This window comes from Bradyrhizobium sp. CB3481, from assembly GCF_029714305.1.
GTDB lineage: Bacteria > Pseudomonadota > Alphaproteobacteria > Rhizobiales > Xanthobacteraceae > Bradyrhizobium.
Genome location: NZ_CP121647.1, coordinates 3,979,123 through 3,996,832, shown reverse-complemented (window position 1 = coordinate 3,996,832; position 17,710 = coordinate 3,979,123). Strand labels below are relative to the sequence as shown.

At 63.5% G+C, this 17,710-nt stretch carries 16 protein-coding genes; 4 read left to right on the top strand and 12 right to left on the bottom strand.

Annotation, left to right across the window (positions count from 1 at the left end; all coding sequences use genetic code 11):
• The first annotated feature begins 105 nt into the window (after window positions 1–105).
• Complete coding sequence (locus QA643_RS19390; protein WP_283034672.1) at window positions 106–2,304, top strand: lytic transglycosylase domain-containing protein; 2,199 nt, start codon at window positions 106–108, stop codon at window positions 2,302–2,304.
• Between the two features lie 76 nt (window positions 2,305–2,380).
• On the opposite strand, the gene QA643_RS19385 is transcribed toward QA643_RS19390, so the two are convergent.
• From QA643_RS19385 to eno, 12 genes are all read right to left on the bottom strand, one after another.
• Window positions 2,381–2,959, bottom strand: coding sequence for a hypothetical protein (locus QA643_RS19385; RefSeq protein ID WP_283034671.1), 579 nt, complete (start codon window positions 2,957–2,959; stop codon window positions 2,381–2,383).
• A gap of 38 nt (window positions 2,960–2,997) precedes the next feature.
• Window positions 2,998–3,966, bottom strand: a complete 969-nt coding sequence (locus QA643_RS19380; protein ID WP_283034670.1) for a tripartite tricarboxylate transporter substrate binding protein BugD — start codon at window positions 3,964–3,966, stop codon at window positions 2,998–3,000.
• Between the two features lie 112 nt (window positions 3,967–4,078).
• On the bottom strand, window positions 4,079–5,320 hold the full coding sequence (locus QA643_RS19375) for a threonine synthase (protein ID WP_283034669.1): 1,242 nt from the start codon (window positions 5,318–5,320) through the stop codon (window positions 4,079–4,081).
• Window positions 5,321–5,507: 187 nt separating this feature from the next.
• Window positions 5,508–6,926, bottom strand: a complete 1,419-nt coding sequence (gene lpdA, locus QA643_RS19370) for a dihydrolipoyl dehydrogenase (RefSeq protein ID WP_283034668.1) — start codon at window positions 6,924–6,926, stop codon at window positions 5,508–5,510.
• Between the two features lie 146 nt (window positions 6,927–7,072).
• Window positions 7,073–8,410 carry a pyruvate dehydrogenase complex dihydrolipoamide acetyltransferase gene (locus QA643_RS19365; RefSeq protein ID WP_283034667.1) on the bottom strand — a complete coding sequence of 446 codons (1,338 nt, stop codon included), beginning with the start codon at window positions 8,408–8,410 and terminating at the stop codon, window positions 7,073–7,075.
• Window positions 8,411–8,412: 2 nt separating this feature from the next.
• Complete coding sequence (locus QA643_RS19360) at window positions 8,413–8,718, bottom strand: DUF5076 domain-containing protein (RefSeq protein WP_283034666.1); 306 nt, start codon at window positions 8,716–8,718, stop codon at window positions 8,413–8,415.
• Between the two features lie 8 nt (window positions 8,719–8,726).
• Window positions 8,727–10,118 (bottom strand): pyruvate dehydrogenase complex E1 component subunit beta, encoded by a 1,392-nt coding sequence (locus tag QA643_RS19355; protein ID WP_283034665.1) that lies wholly within the window; start codon window positions 10,116–10,118, stop codon window positions 8,727–8,729.
• Window positions 10,119–10,146: 28 nt separating this feature from the next.
• Window positions 10,147–11,172 carry a pyruvate dehydrogenase (acetyl-transferring) E1 component subunit alpha gene (pdhA, locus tag QA643_RS19350; protein WP_283034664.1) on the bottom strand — a complete coding sequence of 342 codons (1,026 nt, stop codon included), beginning with the start codon at window positions 11,170–11,172 and terminating at the stop codon, window positions 10,147–10,149.
• A gap of 218 nt (window positions 11,173–11,390) precedes the next feature.
• Window positions 11,391–11,708: a septum formation initiator family protein gene (locus tag QA643_RS19345; protein ID WP_283034663.1), complete on the bottom strand. Its 318-nt coding sequence runs from the start codon at window positions 11,706–11,708 to the stop codon at window positions 11,391–11,393.
• Window positions 11,709–11,911: 203 nt separating this feature from the next.
• Window positions 11,912–12,466, bottom strand: coding sequence for an NADPH-dependent FMN reductase (locus QA643_RS19340; RefSeq protein WP_283034662.1), 555 nt, complete (start codon window positions 12,464–12,466; stop codon window positions 11,912–11,914).
• A gap of 646 nt (window positions 12,467–13,112) precedes the next feature.
• Window positions 13,113–14,249, bottom strand: coding sequence for a zinc-binding dehydrogenase (locus QA643_RS19335; RefSeq protein ID WP_283034661.1), 1,137 nt, complete (start codon window positions 14,247–14,249; stop codon window positions 13,113–13,115).
• 47 nt (window positions 14,250–14,296) lie between these two features.
• A complete protein-coding gene (gene eno / locus QA643_RS19330) occupies window positions 14,297–15,580 on the bottom strand; it encodes a phosphopyruvate hydratase (protein ID WP_283034660.1) in 1,284 nt (427 codons plus the stop codon).
• 176 nt (window positions 15,581–15,756) lie between these two features.
• Between eno and QA643_RS19325 the strand changes: the two genes are divergently transcribed.
• The 3 genes from QA643_RS19325 (at window position 15,757) to queF (ending at window position 17,707) form a co-directional block, all read left to right on the top strand.
• A complete protein-coding gene (locus QA643_RS19325; protein ID WP_283034659.1) occupies window positions 15,757–16,746 on the top strand; it encodes a lyase in 990 nt (329 codons plus the stop codon).
• A complete protein-coding gene (locus tag QA643_RS19320; protein WP_283034658.1) occupies window positions 16,743–17,132 on the top strand; it encodes a hypothetical protein in 390 nt (129 codons plus the stop codon). The genes QA643_RS19325 and QA643_RS19320 overlap by 4 nt, the downstream gene beginning before the upstream one ends.
• A 101-nt stretch (window positions 17,133–17,233) precedes the next feature.
• Window positions 17,234–17,707 carry a preQ(1) synthase gene (gene queF, locus QA643_RS19315; RefSeq protein WP_283034657.1) on the top strand — a complete coding sequence of 158 codons (474 nt, stop codon included), beginning with the start codon at window positions 17,234–17,236 and terminating at the stop codon, window positions 17,705–17,707.
• The last annotated feature ends 3 nt before the right edge of the window (window positions 17,708–17,710 follow it).

The following is a 17,710-nucleotide window of genomic DNA, read 5'->3' as shown; positions in this document are numbered from 1 at the left end:
CTTCGGGAGTTGAGGTAGCCTCTCGGGCGGTTGGGGCCACGCGCATCATGCGATCTCGTGGATTTGACGGTGTTTGTGACGTGGCTTTCGCAGGGGGACCATGGAATGAACCGATGCCTACGCTCGCTGTCTTGTTTTTTCACGCTAGCCGGACTCGCTCTCTTCTCGACGGATGCGACCGCGCGGGCCACCCATAAGCCCCACGCCCAGAAAGCGCACGAAGCGACCAAGAAGTCGCACGCGGCGAAGGAGGCTCGCTCCCCTCGCAGCGCCGCGCGCGGAAAAAATCGGCCCGCCAAGCACGCTTCCGCACAACGCAAGGCGAAGCGGCCGGAGCCTTTGTCTACTCCCAAGGAGGCCGTTGCGCCGCTGACGGGCGATCTTGCGCTGGTGAAAGAAGCCATCGATCTCGCGCGCAAGGCAAAGACCGAAGAGGCAACGGACATCAGGAACAGGATCGCGGATCCGGCGGCGCAGAAGCTCGTCGAGTGGTTCATCCTGCGCCACCCCGCCACGACAGCGCCTTTCAGCCGTTACGCGGCCTTCATCGCCGCTAATCCGGAATGGCCAAGCGCGGCGTTGCTGCGGCGGCGCGCAGAGGCGCGGCTGTGGGAGCAGCGCAGCGACGCGGCGACGGTTCGCAGCTTCACCGGCGAGCGGCCCGCCAGTGCCAAGGGCAAGTTGGCGATGGCGCGCGTGCTGCTCGCGGACGGCGATCGGGACGGCGCGGCCAAGCTGGCGCGCAACGCATGGCGATCGGACGAATTGTCGGAACTCCTGGAGACCGAAGCGCTCGGCTCGTTCGGCGACCTTCTCAATCGCGACGATCACCGTGCGCGCATGGACAGGCGCATCGGCGCCAAGGACCTCGCCGGCGCGAAGCGCGCCGCAAAGCGCCTTGGCGACGACGAGCTTGCAATCGTGAAGGCTTGTGCCGCGGTCAAGGGAAAAGCGGACAAGGCGAAGGATGCGCTCGACGATGTCGCAGTCGAGGCGCGGCAGGATCTCGGCTACACCCTTTGCCGCATCCAGTGGATGCTCGCGCAGAATCGCATTGACGATGCGGCCCGCCTGATGCTGGCCGCGGCTCCCGAGACCATGGCGTTGCAGGACACCGATCAATGGTGGCGCGAGCGGCGCTCCCTCGCCCGCAAGCTGCTCGATGACGGCAAGTTCCAGACGGCCTACGATGTGATCCGTCCGGCCGCGCTGCCAGCCAACGAATACTACCGGTCCGACTTCCACTTCATGTGCGGCTGGATTGCCCTGCGCTACCTCGACGACCCCGCCACCGCGGCCCGGCATTTCGCCCACATCGATGAGGGACAGGTCAATCCGACCGTCCTGGCGCGGGCGCACTACTGGCGCGGGCGCGCCGCCGAAGCCCTCCGCGAGAAAGATTCGATGCGCTCGAGCTATGAAGCGGCCGCACGCTATCCGACCGCCTATTACGGGCAGCTTGCGCGCGCCAGGCTTGGCCGCGGCCAGATCGAATTGCGCGCGCCCTCACCCGTTCTCGCCTCCGCCGATGCGCCAGTCGCCGACGAACGCCTGCGCGCCGCCGAGATGCTCTACGAGATCGGTGAACGCGATGTCGTCCTCTATTTTGCCGCCGATCTCGGCGAACAAAGCTCCGATGTAACCTTGCTCGAAGCGCTCGGCGAGCTCACAGGCCGACGCGACGACGCCCGGGCCATGCTGCAGATCGGAAAGCGCTCGCTCGGGCGTGGACTGCCACTCGACCATTACGCGTTTCCCACCATCGGGATCCCGTCGCATCGCCAGGTCGCTCCCGAGATCGAGCGCAGCATCATCTATTCGGTAGCACGCACCGAGAGCGCGTTCGACCAGCGCGACAAGTCCGCGGCAAATGCGGTCGGCCTGATGCAGGTGACGCCGGAAGCGGGACGCGACACCGCCAAGCGCTTTGGCGTCAGCTATGACTGGGACCGGATGGTTTCCGATCCCGTCTACAACACGCAAATGGGCGCCGCCGAACTGAGCGCGCTGCTGAGCGAATACAAGGGCAATCACATCATGACCTTTGCCGGCTACAATGCCGGCCGTGGCCGGGTGCGGGACTGGGTCAAGGCCTATGGCGATCCGCGCGATCCCAAGGTCGACGCGGTCGACTGGGTCGAGCGCATCCCGTTTTCGGAGACGCGAAATTATGTCCAGCGCGTTATCGAGAATCTAGCGGTCTACCGCGTACGGTTTGAAAGCGACACCGCGGTGGCGTCGAAGACCGACCAGCGTGCCAATACGCAGGAAGTGAATGCGGCGCCTCCGACGGGCTCGCAGTGAGCGGACCTGGATGGAAGAGTGGCGCGGCGCGTAAGCTGCTGCGTCAGGCGGCGATGCGCCGAACCGTCGATTTCGCCTAAGCGAGAAAGCCCATGAGCCGAAGCGATCGCACGAACCCGTCATCGAGCGTATCGAGCCACAGGATGCATGCCTCGGGATTTACGGCAAGGCCAGCGCCTGCCAGTTGGATAAAATCCGACGGCACCCAAGCGACGAGATAGTTCGCATCCATTTCGCCGTGGACGCCATCCGCATAAGCGAAGGTTCTGACATTTTGGACCATCCACACCCAGGTGTCGTATGGAGGGATGTTGTCGACGTCGAAAAAACCCTGCGATTCTGCTTCTGCCGTTCCACAGCAGAGATTGTCATCCGGGAAATAGGCCAGAAGCCGGCCACCACAGAGATCGGCAACCGGCGAAAGATTGCGCCTTCCGGAAACTGAGAGACGTCGCGAGCGCTCCAAACACACTTTGAAGACCTGAGTACTTTGGGATGTCAGGTCCTCCTGCGTAGGCTTGCACATTCGCAAGGACGCTCTCGGTTCCGATAGCGAGCCTACCGCACGGCACCAGGCGATCGTCTCGGTTAGGCGCCTGACGAACTCCCGCCGATCGTGAATATTGTTAAGGCCAGTGGCCGTATCACGCGTCATCGCCCGGCTCTTTCAAATTCGCTCGCCCCGGGGCCGGCTCAATCCACCTTCACATTGGCTGCCTTGATCATCGGCCACCATTTGTCGATCTCGGCCTTCTGCCAGGCACCGAGCGCTTCGGGCGTGAGCTTGTCCTTGGGCGGCATCTGCAAGCCCAAATTTTCGAGCTGCTTGCGCACCGCGGGATCGGCCAACGCTTCCACCGTCGCCGCGTTGAGCTTTGCGATAACGTCCTTCGGCGTGTCCTTGGGCACCCAGAGGCCGGACCACAGCGTCATGTGGAATCCGGGCAGCCCCGCCTCGTCCACGGTCGGAACATCGGCGGCCGATTCGACGCGCTTGGAATCGGTGATGGCATAGGCGCGGATGTTGCCGGCGCGCACCTGCCCGATCGAGTTCGAGGTCTGGTCGACGATCATGTCGATCTGCCCCGCGACGAGATCGTTCATCGCGGGTCCGGTGCCGCGATACGGCACATATTGCAGCTTGATGCCGCTGACATTCTCGAAATAGAGCCCGGCGATGTGACTGCCGGAACCGGCACCGGCAGTGCCCGCGGTCGGCGCCGCCGGCTGCGCCTTCAGCCATGCCAGAAACTCCTTCAGCGAGGTGGCAGGAACCGCCTTCTTGCTGACGATGATCATCGGATTGCTCGGCAACAGCGCGACCGGCTCGAGATCGGTGACGAGGTCGTAGCCGAGCTTGTAGATCGCGCCGTTGGCGACGTGGGTGCCGAGATGGCCGAAGCTGATAGTATAACCGTCGGCGGGTGAGCGCACCGCGCGGCCGACGCCGACCGATCCGCCCGCCCCCGTCACGTTCTCGACCAGCACGGTTTCGCCAAGCGAGACCTTCATGCGCTCGGCGAGAATCCGCGCCATCGCGTCCGACGGTCCGCCGGCCGAGAACGGCACGATGATGGTGATGGGGCGGGAGGGGAAGTTTTGGGCGAAAGCGGAGCCGGAAAATGCGAGAGCAGCAAGTATGGCTAGAACCATTCTTCGCATCATAACCTCCTCAAGCGCCCACCCTCGTCATTGCGAGGAGCGAAGCGGCGAAGCAATCCATACTACCGTCGGAGCGAGATGGATTGCTTCGCTGCGCTCGCAATGACGGCCGCTACAGGCTCGCGTAGTCGATCGGCTGGTGACGATCGAGCGTGCGCGTGACCGGCGGCAGCGGGTATTTAAGCCCTGTCGCGCAGTTAAACAGCATGACGCGGTCGGTCTTGGCAACCCGACCTTCGGCGAGGCTCTGCTGGTAGGCGGCGTAGGTCGCCGCGCCCTCGGGGCACAGCAAAAGCCCTTCCTCGCGCGCGACCTCGCTGAGCGCAGCAGAAATCTTCTCGTCCGGCACCGCAATCGCAAATCCCTTGCTCTCACGAACCGCGCGCAAGATCAGAAAATCTCCGACCGCCTGCGGCACGCGAATACCTGACGCAATGGTGTGGGCGTCTTCCCAGCGTGGCGCATGCTCGGTGCCTGCTTCAAAAGCACGCACCATCGGCGCGCAGCCCGCGGCCTGCACCGCCACCATCCGCGGCCGCTTCGAGCCGATGAAGCCGATGGACTCCAGCTCGGCGAACGCCTTCCACATGCCGATCAGGCCGGTGCCGCCGCCGGTCGGATAGAAGATCACGTCGGGCATCTCCCAGCCGAGCTGCTCGGCGAGCTCCAGCCCCATGGTCTTCTTGCCCTCGATCCGGTACGGCTCCTTCAGCGTCGAGGTATCGAACCAGCCGGCTTTGGCTTTGCCCTCGCCGACGATCTTGCCGCAATCATCGATCAGACCGTTGACGCGGTAGACGGTCGCGCCCTGCAGCTCGATCTCGCTGACGTTCACTTCCGGGGTATCGGCCGGGCAGAAGATCGTGGTCTTGATGCCGCAGGAGGTGGCGTAGGCCGCCAGCGCCGCGCCGGCATTGCCGTTGGTCGGCATCGCCATGTGCCTGATGCCGAGCGCCTTGCCCATCGACACCGCCATCACGAGTCCGCGCGCCTTGAACGAGCCGGTCGGCAGCCGTCCCTCGTCTTTTACGACGATCTCACCCCCGCCGAGCTTTTTCGAAAGCTTCGGCAAGCGGATCAGCGGCGTCATCACCTCGCCGAGGCTGACGATGTCGGAGACCTTCCGCACCGGCAGCAGCTCGCGATAGCGCCACATGTCGGCGGGGCGCTGGGCTAGCGCGTCCTTGGTCAGCGCCTTCTTCACGCCAGCGAGGTCGTAGCGGACCAAAAGCGGCTTGCCCGCCTTGGAGAGGTTGTGGACCTGGTCGGCGGGATAGTGGTCGCCTTCCATCGCGCATTCGAGGTGGGTGACGAAGGTCGGGCGTTCGATGGTGAGGTTATCGTTGTCTTTCACGCTTGGTTTTCTTTCTTGTTTACGTGGTCTCTGAATTCGTCATTGCGACCGAAGCGACTTGCCCGCCGTAGCTCGAAGAGCGAAGGTGGAAGCAATCCATCTATCGGCTCGTGGCGCTATGGATTGCTTCGTCGCTTCGCTCCTTTGCGCAAACGCTACGCGTTTGTCGCAGGCAATGACGGCAGCGTCAGATGTTGAGCACCCTCCCATAGGCGTCGAGCACGGCTTCCTTCATCATCTCCGACAGCGTCGGATGCGGGAAGACGGTATGCATCAATTCTTCTTCCGTCGTCTCCAGGTTCATCGCGACGACGTAGCCCTGGATCAGCTCGGTCACCTCAGCGCCGATCATGTGCGCGCCGAGCAGCTGGCCGGTCTTCTTGTCGAAGATCACCTTGACGAGGCCCTGGTCCTCGCCGAGCGCGATCGCCTTGCCGTTGCCGACGAAGGGGAAGCGGCCGACGCGGATCTCGCGGCCGCCCTCTTTGGCTTTGGCTTCCGTCAATCCCACGGAGGCGATCTGCGGATGGCAATAGGTGCAGCCGGGAATGAGGTTCTTGTCCATGGCGTGCGGATGCAGGCCCTTGATGGCTTCGATGCAGACCACCCCCTCATGCTCGGCCTTGTGCGCCAGCATCGGCGGGCCAGCGACGTCGCCGATCGCGTAGATGCCTGGCACGTTGGTCTTGCCATAGCCGTCGATGACGACGACGCCACGGTCGGTCTTGACGCCAACCTTCTCCAGCCCAAGGCCTTCGACATTGCCGACCACGCCGACCGCCGATATCACGCGCTCAAACTCGACCGTCTGCGGCTTCTTGCCGTCGTCGATGGTGGCGACGACGCTGTCGGCCTTTTTCTCCAGTTTTGTCACTTTGGTGTTGGAGAGGATCTTGATGCCCATCTTCTCGAACCGCTTGCGCGCCAGGCCCGCGATCTCGGCATCCTCGACGGGAAGAATCTGCGGCAGCACCTCGACCACGGTGACGTCGGCGCCCATGGTGTGGAAGAACGAGGCAAACTCGATGCCGATCGCGCCGGAGCCGACCACCAGCAGCGATTTCGGCATCCGATCCGGCACCATCGCCTCGAAATAAGTCCAGACCAGCTTCTTGTCGGGTTCGAGCCCCGGCAGCACGCGCGGCCGCGCGCCAGTCGCGAGGATGATGTGCTTGGCCTGATAGGCGCCCTCGCCCAGCGCGCCCTTCGGCGCCTCGACGGCGGACTTCTTCACTGTGACCTTGCCGGGCGCGTCGATCGACGCCTCGCCCCAGATCACCGTCACCTTGTTCTTCTTCATCAGGAAGCCGACGCCGTCGTTCAGCCGCTTCGAGACGCCGCGCGAGCGCTGCACCACCGCCTTCGGATCGAACGAGACTTTTTCGGCGGAAAGACCATAATCCTTGGCGTGCTGCATGTAGTGATAGATCTCGGCCGAGCGCAGCAGCGCCTTGGTCGGAATGCAGCCCCAGTTCAGGCAGATGCCGCCGAGATAGGATTTTTCGATGATCGCGGTCTTGAAGCCGAGCTGGGCGGCGCGGATCGCCGTGACGTAGCCGCCGGGACCGGAGCCGATGATGATGACGTCGAAGGATGTATCGGACATTGGCTACTCACTCGTTCCCATCGTGCGCCCGGACTTGCTGCTTGGGTCGTCATTGCGAGGAGCACTTGCGACGAAGCAATCCAGCTTGCCGGTGGTGAGATGGATTGCTTCGCTGCGCTTGCAATGACGATGCGGGTTACCTCGCCTCACACCATCATCATCACGGGGTTTTCGATCAGCCGCCTGAACGCGCCGATCAGCTCGGCGCCGAGCGCGCCGTCGATGGCGCGGTGATCGCAGGACAGCGTCGCGCTCATGATGTGCGCGGCCTCGATCTTGCCGTTACGAACCACCGCCCGCTCTTCGCTGGCGCCGACCGCGAGGATGGTCGACTGCGGCGGGTTGATGACGGCGGTGAAGTGGCTGATGCCGTACATGCCGAGGTTGGAAACCGACGACGTGCCGCCCTGATATTCCTGCGGCTTGAGTTTTCGCGTCCGCGCGCGGGCCGCAAGGTCCTTCATCTCGTTGGAAATGGTCGACAGCGATTTGGTTTCGGCGTTGCGGATGATCGGCGTGATCAGTCCGCCGGGCATGGCGACGGCGACGCCGACGTCGGAATGCTTGTGCTTGACCATGCCGGCCTCGGTCCAGCTCACATTGCAATCGGGCACCTGCTGCAGCGCGACCGCGAGCGCCTTGATGACGAAGTCGTTGACCGAGAGCTTGTAGAGCGGCTTCTTCTCCTTGTCCTTTGGCGCTGACGCGTTGATCTGCTCGCGCGCGTCGAGCAGGCGGCCGATGTCGCAGTCGATCGTGAGGTAGAAGGTCGGAATGCTCTGCGTCGCCGCAGTCAGGCGCTGCGCGATGGTGCGGCGCATGCCGTCGTGCGGCACGATGTCGTAGGAGCCGGGTTCGAACAGCGCGAGAATCTGCTGATCGCTCATCGCCGGCGCAATGCTCGGCGCGGCGCCAGGCGCAGCGGCCGGAGCCTTCAGGCCCTTGCCGGATCTGGCGTCCTCGACGTCGCGCGCGATGACGCGGCCATGCGGACCGGAGCCGGTGATGCGCGCAAGGTCAATGCCGGCGTCCTTGGCAAGACGGCGCGCTAAGGGCGAGGAGAAGATGCGGGCGTGACCGTTGCCCTTGGCGGCGGCGGGCGCCGGTGCGGCCGGCGCTGGAGCCGCTGCAGGCGCTGGCGCGGCAGCCGGCGCGGCGGCGGCAGGCTTGGGAGCTTCCTTCGGAGCCTCGGCGGGCTTTGCTGCAGGCGCCGCCCCAGCACTCGCCGCCTTCACGTCCTCACCGTCGCCGGCGAGCACCGCAATCACATCGTTGACCGGCACGTCCTGCGTGCCCTCGGGCACCAGGATCTTGGCGAGGGTACCTTCGTCCACCGCCTCGACTTCCATGGTCGCCTTGTCGGTCTCGATCTCGGCGATGACGTCGCCGGACTTGACCTTGTCGCCCTCCTTCTTGAGCCACTTGGCAAGGTTGCCCTTTTCCATCGTGGGCGACAGTGCGGGCATCAAAATGTTGATCGGCATCGTCAGTGACCCTGTTGCGACCGCGGCGTGGTGGAGCCCGTGTCGGTCGGCCGGTTGATCTCGGCTTCGAACATATCGACGATGCGCGCCAGCGCCTCGTCCTCGGTGTAGCCGCTCTCGCGCGCATAGGCGCGGGAAGCGTGGCGGGCGATATCGACCAACAGGAGGCCCCACATATCGGGTTCCTCAAAGGCGCGCTGGAATGCGATCGAGAGTCCGCCGTCGACCACGAAGGCGCGCAAAACTTCGACGGCATCCTCGCGGCCGATGACGTCAGGCGGCAGCGGCTGTTCGTTGGGACCGGACATGTGAGAACCTAACGGTAGCAAACGGCCTTGGCGGCCGCGACCACCTCGGCCACCGACGGCAAAGCGAGCTTTTCGAGGTTGGCCGCGTAAGGCATCGGCACGTCCTTGCCGGAGACCCGCGCCACCGGCGCATCGAGATAATCGAAGGCGTTCTCCATGATGCGCGCAGCGACTTCCGCGCCGACGCCGGACTGCTGCCAGCCCTCCTCCACCGTTACGGCACGGCCGGTCTTCTGCACGGATGCAATGATGGTGTCGGTGTCCATCGGGCGGATCGTGCGTAGGTCGACCACCTCGGCCTCGATGCCTTCCTTGGCGAGCTCTTCGGCGGCCTTCAGCGCATAGCTCATGCCCATCGACCAGGAGACGATGGTGACGTCCTTGCCCTTGCGCACCACGCGCGCCTTGCCGATCGGCACGACATAATCGTCGAGCTTCGGAACCTCGCCGGTATGGCCGTAGAGCACCTCGTTCTCGAGGAAGATGACGGGGTTGGGATCGCGGATCGCGGCCTTGAGCAGGCCCTTGTAGTCGGCGGCCGAGAACGGCGCGATCACCTTCAGGCCGGGGATCTGCGAGTACCAGGCCGAATAGTCCTGGCTGTGCTGGGCGGCGACGCGGGCGGCGGCGCCGTTCGGGCCGCGGAATACGATCGAGCAGCCCATCTGGCCGCCAGACATATAGAGCGTCTTGGCCGCGGAGTTGATGATCTGGTCGATCGCCTGCATGGCGAAGTTGAAGGTCATGAACTCGACGATCGGCTTTAAGCCCGTCATCGCAGCTCCGACGCCGACGCCGGCAAAGCCGTGCTCGGTGATCGGGGTGTCGATTACGCGCCGCGCGCCGAATTCCTGCAACAGATTCTGCGTCACCTTGTAGGCGCCTTGGTATTCGGCGACTTCCTCGCCCATGATGAAAACATCGGGGTCGCGGCGCATCTCTTCGGCCATCGCATCGCGCAAAGCTTCGCGGATGGTCTGGGTGATGAACTCGGTGCCTTCAGGAACTTCCGGCTCGGGCTCGCTGACAGACGTCGGCGCGGTCGGATGAGCGGCGGCCTTCGGCTGCGGCGCTTCCGCCTTGGCCTCCGCCGGCGGCGCTGACTCCGCGGCCTTGGCGGCAGGCGCCGGCGCCTTGGCGAGATCGGCGGCATTCTCGCCGTCGGCCAGGATCATCGCGATCGGCGTGTTGACGGCGACATCGGCGGTGCCTTCCGGAATCAGGATCTTGCCGAGCGTGCCCTCGTCGGTCGCCTCGACTTCCATCGTCGCCTTGTCGGTCTCGATCTCGGCAATGACGTCGCCGGACTTGATCGGCTCGCCTTCCTTTTTCAGCCATTTGGCGAGGTTGCCCTTTTCCATCGTGGGCGACAGCGCAGGCATCAGAACTTGAATCGGCATGGTAGCTCCGGAAACTAAAAGACTGCGCTCAGCGGTAGACGTCGGTCCAGAGCTCGGACGGATCAGGCTCGGGATCATGTTGGGCGAAATCGGCCGACGCGTTGACGATCTCGCGGACCTCGGCGTCGATCTTCTTCAACTCGTCCTCGCTGACCTTGGCGGCCAGAAGGCGATTGCGCACCTGCTCGATCGGGTCGGACTCGTGGCGGACTTTTTCCACCTCATCACGGGTGCGATACTTCGCAGGGTCCGACATCGAGTGACCACGGTAGCGGTAGGTCTGCATCTCCAGGATAAAGGGGCCGTTGCCGGCGCGGCACCAGGCGACCGCCTCGTCGGCGGCGGCCTTCACCGCACGGACGTCCATGCCGTCAGCCTGCTTGCCCGGGATGTTGAAGGACGCGCCGCGCTTGGAGAAGTCCGACTGTGCGGAGGCGCGGCTCACCGAGGTGCCCATGGCGTAGCGATTGTTCTCGATGACGTAGACGACGGGCAGCTTCCACAGCTCCGCCATGTTGAAGCTTTCGTAGACCTGGCCCTGGTTGGCGGCGCCGTCGCCGAAATAGGCCAGCGCGACATTGTCGTTGCCACGGTAGCGGTTGGCGAACGCTAGGCCCGTGCCGAGCGAGACCTGGGCGCCGACGATGCCGTGGCCGCCGTAGAAGTTCTTTTCCATGCTGAACATGTGCATGGAGCCGCCCTTGCCCTTGGAGTAGCCGCCGCGGCGGCCGGTCAATTCGGCCATGACGCCATTAGCGGACATGCCTGTGGCCAGCATATGCCCGTGGTCCCGGTATCCGGTTATGACCTGATCGCCCGGCTTGAGGGCCATCTGCATGCCGACCACGACGGCTTCCTGGCCGATATAGAGATGGCAGAAGCCGCCGATCGCGCCCATGCCATAGAGCTGGCCGGCCTTTTCCTCGAAGCGGCGGATCAGCAGCATGTCGCGTAGCGCGGCCAGTTCCTGCGCCTTGGTGAATTCCGGTGGCGATCCGTTTGCCTTCTCCAGCCCTGATTCCTTCGCGACGACGCTTTTCTTGGGTGCAGCCATGGCATTTCCGGGGGTGAGAAAGAAAGACGGGATCAGCCCTCTCTATCCCAACTCAAACCGCCGTGAAAGGATTGCGTGCGCTGGAGAAAATATTGCTATGCCGCACTGCAACGAGACACGACATTTTCGAAATCGATTTTGCGGTTTTTTGAAATTTGCAGAACCGGTGCCGGCAGCATCGGCCCGACGCCGGCGTTCGTCACATCGCTGCCAGACAGTCAGTTCGACTTGTTGATCCGGACGAGGTCGCGCGAATTGGCGTAGTCGAGCTGGAAGCGCGCGCGCTCGTCCAGCATGTCGGGGTCGACCCGGTCGGAGCGCAGCAGCGACACCCGCTGTTCGCCCTGCGCCCGCTCGCGCTTCAGCCGCGCCAGCTCGGAAGTGAGGGCGATGATTTCCTGATCCAGCTCCTGGCGCGCGTTCAGTCCGTATTTGCCGGTATAGGCGTTGACGCCGAAATAGCCAACCATCAGCGCCGCCATCGTGTAGAGGGCGAGCCCGGTCAGAATGGATTTCAATCGGGTGCGGGAGACCATGGCCCAAGATGCGATGGCCGGGTTAACGGATTCCTAAGGCGGCGGGCAGGAAGCCCGCCGGGTCATTGCGATGAATAGCGAAAAACACAAACGTCATACCCCGCGAAGGCGGGGTATCCAGTACGCTGCAGCCTATCGGTCATTGATGTCTCTGGAATACTGGATCGCCCGCCTTCGCGGGCGATGACAGTTGAGAGACGTATTTATCTATTATGCTTCTCGATGAATGCAGCAAACGCGTCGACATATTGCTGCAGCACCTTCTGCACCGCTTCCCTCACGAGCTCGCCCTTGTCGTTAAAGGCATCGCCGACGCCGTTTAGGTAGACCTCGGGCTGGCCCAGGATCGGGCCGGAGATGCCGGGCAGGATGTTCTGCAGATGCTTGACCGCGCTGACGCCGCCGAGCGCGCCGGGCGAGTTTCCGACGATGCCGACCGGCTTGCCGAGGAACGAGCTCTTGCCGTAGGGGCGCGAGGCAACGTCGATGGCGTTCTTGAGCACACCCGGGATCGAGCGATTGTATTCCGGCGTCACGAACAGCACGCCATTCGACTTCTGCAGCTTGTCGCGCAAGGCCAGCCAGTCGGCTGGGGGCGCGGCTTCGAGGTCCTGGTTGAAGAAGGAAATGTTCTCCAGCGTGGTCACGTCGAGCTTGAGCGAAGGCGGCGCCAGCCTGGCGAGCGCATTGGCGATCTTGAGTGAAAAGCTCTCCTTACGAAGGCTGCCGACGATCGTGACGATAGTGTAGGTGGCCATTTGAATTTCCCCATTGCAGCGACAAGCGCCTGCCCTCCCTTAGCCAGATCGCCAAATAGATGCAAGTGCATGAAAGGCGCGAGCCGGCGCCTTTAGATCCAAATTCCGCCGATCCCCCGTCCGCGATCTGCTGAATGACTAACGACCGCGGGCCGCGCTGTGGTCGCATGAAGCCCAGCCCGGCCCAACGCATCACAGCTTAAGATAGCGTGATGCTTCCCCGCGTATCCCTGGTGACAATGCAGGATTCCACTTGTTCCGCGTTGTGGAACCAGTCCTTCTACGTCTTAGAGCGTACAGACGAAATGCAACAGTGGGTTTAGTCTTGGGCTCTCTACGGAAGGGGCTCACATGCGACAACGATTATCAGCGGAGACGCCAAAGGCTCGGTTTGACGTTGCAAAGGCCTATTTCGAATTGCAGCGGATCAGACGCGCTGTCGAACGCGAGGAAGCTAACGTGCATCCCACGCGCGTGCTTTACCAAAAAAGAAAACCAAAGAACGCCGGATCGAAATCGCACCGATAATTCAACATTCACTTCATGTCAGTGTGATTCTTAGCGTTCGAAATTCTTCCATGACGTAGAACAGGCCGCCCCTTCGGACGGCCTGCTCTATTTTGATGGTCAAGGAAACTCTCCCGCATCAGCCCTTGCTGGGATTGATCAGGAATTTCTCGCCGGTCGAGCGCTTGTTATAGACCGCGATATTGTCGAGCTGCAGCGTCTCCTGCAACGACACGACCTTGGTGTAGTGACTGGCGAACGTGGTCTTGAGTTCGGACGCGACGCGGTGGCGCAGGCGGCCGATTTCGGCCGGACCGATCTTCTGCAGGAACGGCGTCAGAAGCCAGCCGCCGACGCCCCAGGTCAGGCCGAACGCCCGGCTCAGTTCGGTCGGGCGGTTGTCGAGGCTGCCGTAAATGTAGACCTGCTTGTATACGTTGGAGCCGTAGCGGCTGTATTCCTTGGCGGTCTTGTTGGCCGCCATCTCCATCGCGGTAAGGATCTGGCTGGCGAGCTTGCCGCCGCCGATGGCGTCGAAGGCGATGGTGGCACCGGTTTCCACCAGCGCGTTGGTGAGGTCATCCATAAAGCTCGGCGCGGTGGAATCGACGACGTATTTGGCGCCGATCTTGTGCAGGATGTCGGCCTGCTCCTTGCTGCGCACGATGTTGACGAGGCCGATGCCGTCCTTGATGCAGATCTTGTTGAGCATCTGGCCGAGGTTGGAGGCGGCGGCGGTATGCACCAGCGCCTTGTGATTTTCACGACGCATGGTTTCGGTCATGCCGAGCGCGGTCAAGGGATTGACGAACCATGACGCACCGTCGGCAGCCGTGGTGCCCTCGGGCAATTCCATTACGTCCCTCACCTTGATGGTGCGGTACTGCGTGTACATCGCGCCGCCGATCATCGAGACGGTCTTGCCCATCAGCGCCTTCGCCGTATCAGACGATCCGGTCCGGATCACGACGCCGGCGCCCTCGTTGCCGACCGGCATCGACTGATCGAGGCGCGCACCCATCATCCGCATGGCCGCATCCGGCATCTTCGCGGTGACCACCGGCGCCTCCGCGCTGCCCGACACCTTGGCGGTCGACATGTCGGCCGGGCCGATCAAAAGGCCGAGATCGGACGGGTTGATCGGCGACGCCTCAACCCGGACCACGACTTCGTCGTCGGCCGGTTCGGGCGTCGGGACGTCCACCAGCGACAATTCGAGTTCGCCGCTCTTCTTGAGCAGCGAACGCAGTTGCAGCCCGCTTTTGCCGTCGCTCATCGTGGGTCCCTCCCCTTGTGTTCGTCTTATCTGGATGCACCGGCGCGTTACGCCAAGGCCTTCAGCGCCGCCTTCCCTGCATATTTCGCCTGGCTCCCGAGCTGCTGCTCGATGCGCAGGAGCTGATTGTACTTGGCGGTGCGGTCGGAGCGGGCCAGAGATCCGGTCTTGATCTGCCCGCAATTGGTGGCGACCGCAAGATCGGCGATGGTGGAGTCTTCCGTCTCGCCGGAGCGGTGCGACATCACCGAGGTGTAGCCGTATTTGTGCGCGAGCTCGACGGCGGCGAGCGTCTCCGTCAGCGTGCCGATCTGGTTGACCTTGATCAGGATCGAATTGGCGCGGCCGTTCTTGATGCCGTCGGCAAGCCGGGTGACGTTGGTGACGAACAGGTCGTCGCCGACGAGCTGGCACTTCTTGCCGATCAGGTCGGTCAATTCCTTCCAGCCCTCCATGTCGTCTTCCGACATGCCGTCCTCGATGGTGACGATCGGATAGCGCGCGACGAGATCGGCGAGGTATTTTGCCTGCTCGGAGCGCGAGCGGGTCTTGTTCTCGCCGCCATAGACGTAAGCACCGTCCTTGAAGAACTCGGTCGCCGCGCAGTCGAGGCCGAGCATCACGTCGCTGCCGGCCTTATAGCCGGCCTTGCCGATCGCGCTCATGACGAACTCGAGCGCGGCATCCGCCGACGGCAGGTTCGGCGCAAAGCCGCCCTCGTCGCCGACGTTCGTATTGTGGCCCGCCTTCTTCAATTCGCTCCGCAGCGTGTGGAAGATTTCCGAGCCGCAGCGCAGCGCCTCGGCGAAGCTTGCCGCGCCCACCGGCAGGATCATGAATTCCTGGAAGTCGATCGGGTTGTCGGCATGCACGCCGCCATTGATGATGTTCATCATCGGCACCGGCAGCGTTCGCGCCGAGGTGCCGCCGACATAGCGATAGAGCGGCATGTCGAAGGATTCCGCCGCGGCCTTGGCGCAGGCCAGCGAGACGCCGAGGATGGCGTTGGCCCCTAACCGGCTCTTGTTCGGCGTGCCGTCGAGATCGATCATGATCTGGTCGAGATGGACCTGGTCCTCGACCGCATGATCGTTCAAGGCTTCGAAGATTTCGCCATTGACGGCCTCGACCGCCTTCTGCACGCCCTTGCCGAGATAGCGCTTCTTGTCGCCGTCCCGGAGTTCGACCGCCTCATGCGCGCCGGTGGAGGCGCCGGACGGGACGGCGGCACGGCCGATCGAACCGTCTTCCAGCACCACATCGACTTCGACGGTGGGATTGCCCCGGCTATCGAGAATTTCGCGGCCAATGATGTCGACGATGGCGGTCATGTCTTAACTTTCCTGGATGGTGGGGTCAGGTTTCGGAGGCGTCTTACACGGCAAGCAAGCAAATGTGAACGCTTGGAGGGCGGCCTTTTCCGCCACGTGGGACTAGGTCGGGATAGACTTGGTTCAAGAGTGATATCGGCATCCGAACCTTCACGTTCACAAGCCGGGGTAACGCAATGAATCGCCGTCAGTTTCTCAGGAACTCTGCCGCCGGAATCCTCGCCGCGCCCGTGCTGCTGCGAAACGCCGCCGCGCAAGAGGGCCCGTTCCGGGTCAAATATTTTCCGATCGAGGCCGGTGTAGGCTTGCATGACGTCACACCCGCTCGCGATGGCGCGATCTGGTTCACCGGTCAGCGCAGCGGAACGCTGGGGCAATTAGACCCGCGGGACGGCACGTTCAAGCTGATCAATCTCGGCAAGGGCGCGGCGCCTCACGGCGTCGTCATCGGCCCCGACGGCGCGCCGTGGGTGACCGAGGGCGGACAGAACGCGATCGCGCGCGTCGACCCCGGCGATCACAAGGTGACACTGTTCCGCCTGCCCGAAAAAGAGGCGTACGCCAACCTCAACACCGGCGTGTTCGACAAGAGCGGCATCTACTGGTTCACCGGCCAGTCCGGCATCTATGGCCGGCTCGATCCGAAATCGGGCGACATGAAGGTGTTCAAGGCGCCGCGCGGCGTCGGCCCCTACGGGATCACGGCCACCCCGAAGGGCGAGGTCTGGTATGCCTCGCTCGCCGGCAATCACATTGCCAAGATCGATCTGTCGAGCGGCCAGGCGACGGCGGTCGACCCGTCGACGCCGAAGCAGGGCGCACGGCGGGTATGGTCGGACTCGAAGAGCCGGATCTGGGTCAGCGAATGGAACAGCGGCCAGGTGTCGGTGCACGACCCCGCCGCCGACGGCTCCTGGAAGGCGTGGAAGCTGCCCGGGACCAATCCGCGCGCCTACGCGGTCTATGTCGACGACAAGGATAAGGTCTGGCTCTCTGATTTCGGCGGCAACGCCATCGTGCGTTTCGATCCCGTCACCGAACAATTCAACGCGTTTCCGAGCGACAAATCGGGCGCGAATGTGCGTCAGCTCGACGGCCGGCCCGGCGAAACCTGGGGCGCCGAATCCGGCAATGACCGCCTGGTCGTGATACAGACGGCTGCGTGAGGTTCTTCGCTGTCCTCCTGCTGTCGTTTTTCCTGCCTGCTGCCGCCTTCGCGGAAGAAGGCGGCCCGCGGGCGTTCACGCCGTGCCGCGCCTGCCACAGCCTCGATCCCGCCGAGCGCGGCCTGCCCGGCCCCAATCTGTCGGGGCTGATCGGCCGCACGGTGGCCGGGGATCCCGCGTTCGATTATTCGCCGGCGCTGCGCAAGGCGCACGACGATGGGCTGCGCTGGGACGAAAAGCGCCTCGATACTTTTCTGACCGATCCCGCCGCGATGTTTCCGGGATTATGGATGTCGATGCCCGGGATTGAGGACGCCGCCGAGCGGCAGGCATTGGTGAAGCTTCTCGCCGCCCCGTTTCCCGGACGCGGCGCAGCATACCAGTGATGCGCCGCAGAGCCGGGATCCATCGGGTGGGTCCCGGCATCAGCTCCCAGTTGACGAGCGCAGCCCGTTGCGGCCATGTCGGCGCGCAAAGGACGATCATGATGGCCAAGAAATCGCAGAAATCATTGCCGCAATCATTGCAGCTCGGCCGGGCCGTCGACTGGCCCGACAGCCCCGAAAAGGCAAAACTCGACGGCGTGCCCAACCCGCAAGCCGGCACCAATTATCTGGTCCGCTTCACCGCCCCGGAATTCACTTCGATCTGCCCGGTGACGGGACAGCCGGATTTCGCGCATCTGGTGATCGACTACGTGCCGGACCAACGGCTGCTGGAATCCAAATCGCTCAAACTCTTCGTGGCGAGCTTCCGCAACCACGGCGCCTTCCATGAGGATTGCACGGTCATGATCGGCAAGCGCATCGCTACCGAGATCAAGCCGAAATGGCTGCGCATCGGCGGCTACTGGTATCCGCGGGGCGGCATCCCGATCGATGTGTTCTGGCAGACCGGCAAGCTGCCGAAGGACGTGTGGGTGCCGGACCAGGGCGTCGCGCCGTACCGCGGACGGGGATGATCC

Excerpts from the sequence above, each read along its gene's own strand:
- QA643_RS19360 (WP_283034666.1), bottom strand. The coding sequence starts at position 8,718 with ATGTCCGGTCCCAACGAACAGCCGCTGCCGCCTGACGTCATCGGCCGC.
- QA643_RS19355 (WP_283034665.1), bottom strand. The coding sequence starts at position 10,118 with ATGCCGATTCAAGTTCTGATGCCTGCGCTGTCGCCCACGATGGAAAAG.
- QA643_RS19325 (WP_283034659.1), top strand. The coding sequence starts at position 15,757 with ATGAATCGCCGTCAGTTTCTCAGGAACTCTGCCGCCGGAATCCTCGCC.
- QA643_RS19390 (WP_283034672.1), top strand. The coding sequence starts at position 106 with ATGAACCGATGCCTACGCTCGCTGTCTTGTTTTTTCACGCTAGCCGGA.
- lpdA (WP_283034668.1), bottom strand. The coding sequence starts at position 6,926 with ATGTCCGATACATCCTTCGACGTCATCATCATCGGCTCCGGTCCCGGC.
- QA643_RS19385 (WP_283034671.1), bottom strand. The coding sequence starts at position 2,959 with ATGACGCGTGATACGGCCACTGGCCTTAACAATATTCACGATCGGCGG.
- QA643_RS19380 (WP_283034670.1), bottom strand. The coding sequence starts at position 3,966 with ATGCGAAGAATGGTTCTAGCCATACTTGCTGCTCTCGCATTTTCCGGC.
- pdhA (WP_283034664.1), bottom strand. The coding sequence starts at position 11,172 with ATGGCTGCACCCAAGAAAAGCGTCGTCGCGAAGGAATCAGGGCTGGAG.
- QA643_RS19365 (WP_283034667.1), bottom strand. The coding sequence starts at position 8,410 with ATGCCGATCAACATTTTGATGCCCGCACTGTCGCCCACGATGGAAAAG.
- eno (WP_283034660.1), bottom strand. The coding sequence starts at position 15,580 with ATGACCGCCATCGTCGACATCATTGGCCGCGAAATTCTCGATAGCCGG.
- QA643_RS19345 (WP_283034663.1), bottom strand. The coding sequence starts at position 11,708 with ATGGTCTCCCGCACCCGATTGAAATCCATTCTGACCGGGCTCGCCCTC.
- QA643_RS19340 (WP_283034662.1), bottom strand. The coding sequence starts at position 12,466 with ATGGCCACCTACACTATCGTCACGATCGTCGGCAGCCTTCGTAAGGAG.
- queF (WP_283034657.1), top strand. The coding sequence starts at position 17,234 with ATGGCCAAGAAATCGCAGAAATCATTGCCGCAATCATTGCAGCTCGGC.
- QA643_RS19335 (WP_283034661.1), bottom strand. The coding sequence starts at position 14,249 with ATGAGCGACGGCAAAAGCGGGCTGCAACTGCGTTCGCTGCTCAAGAAG.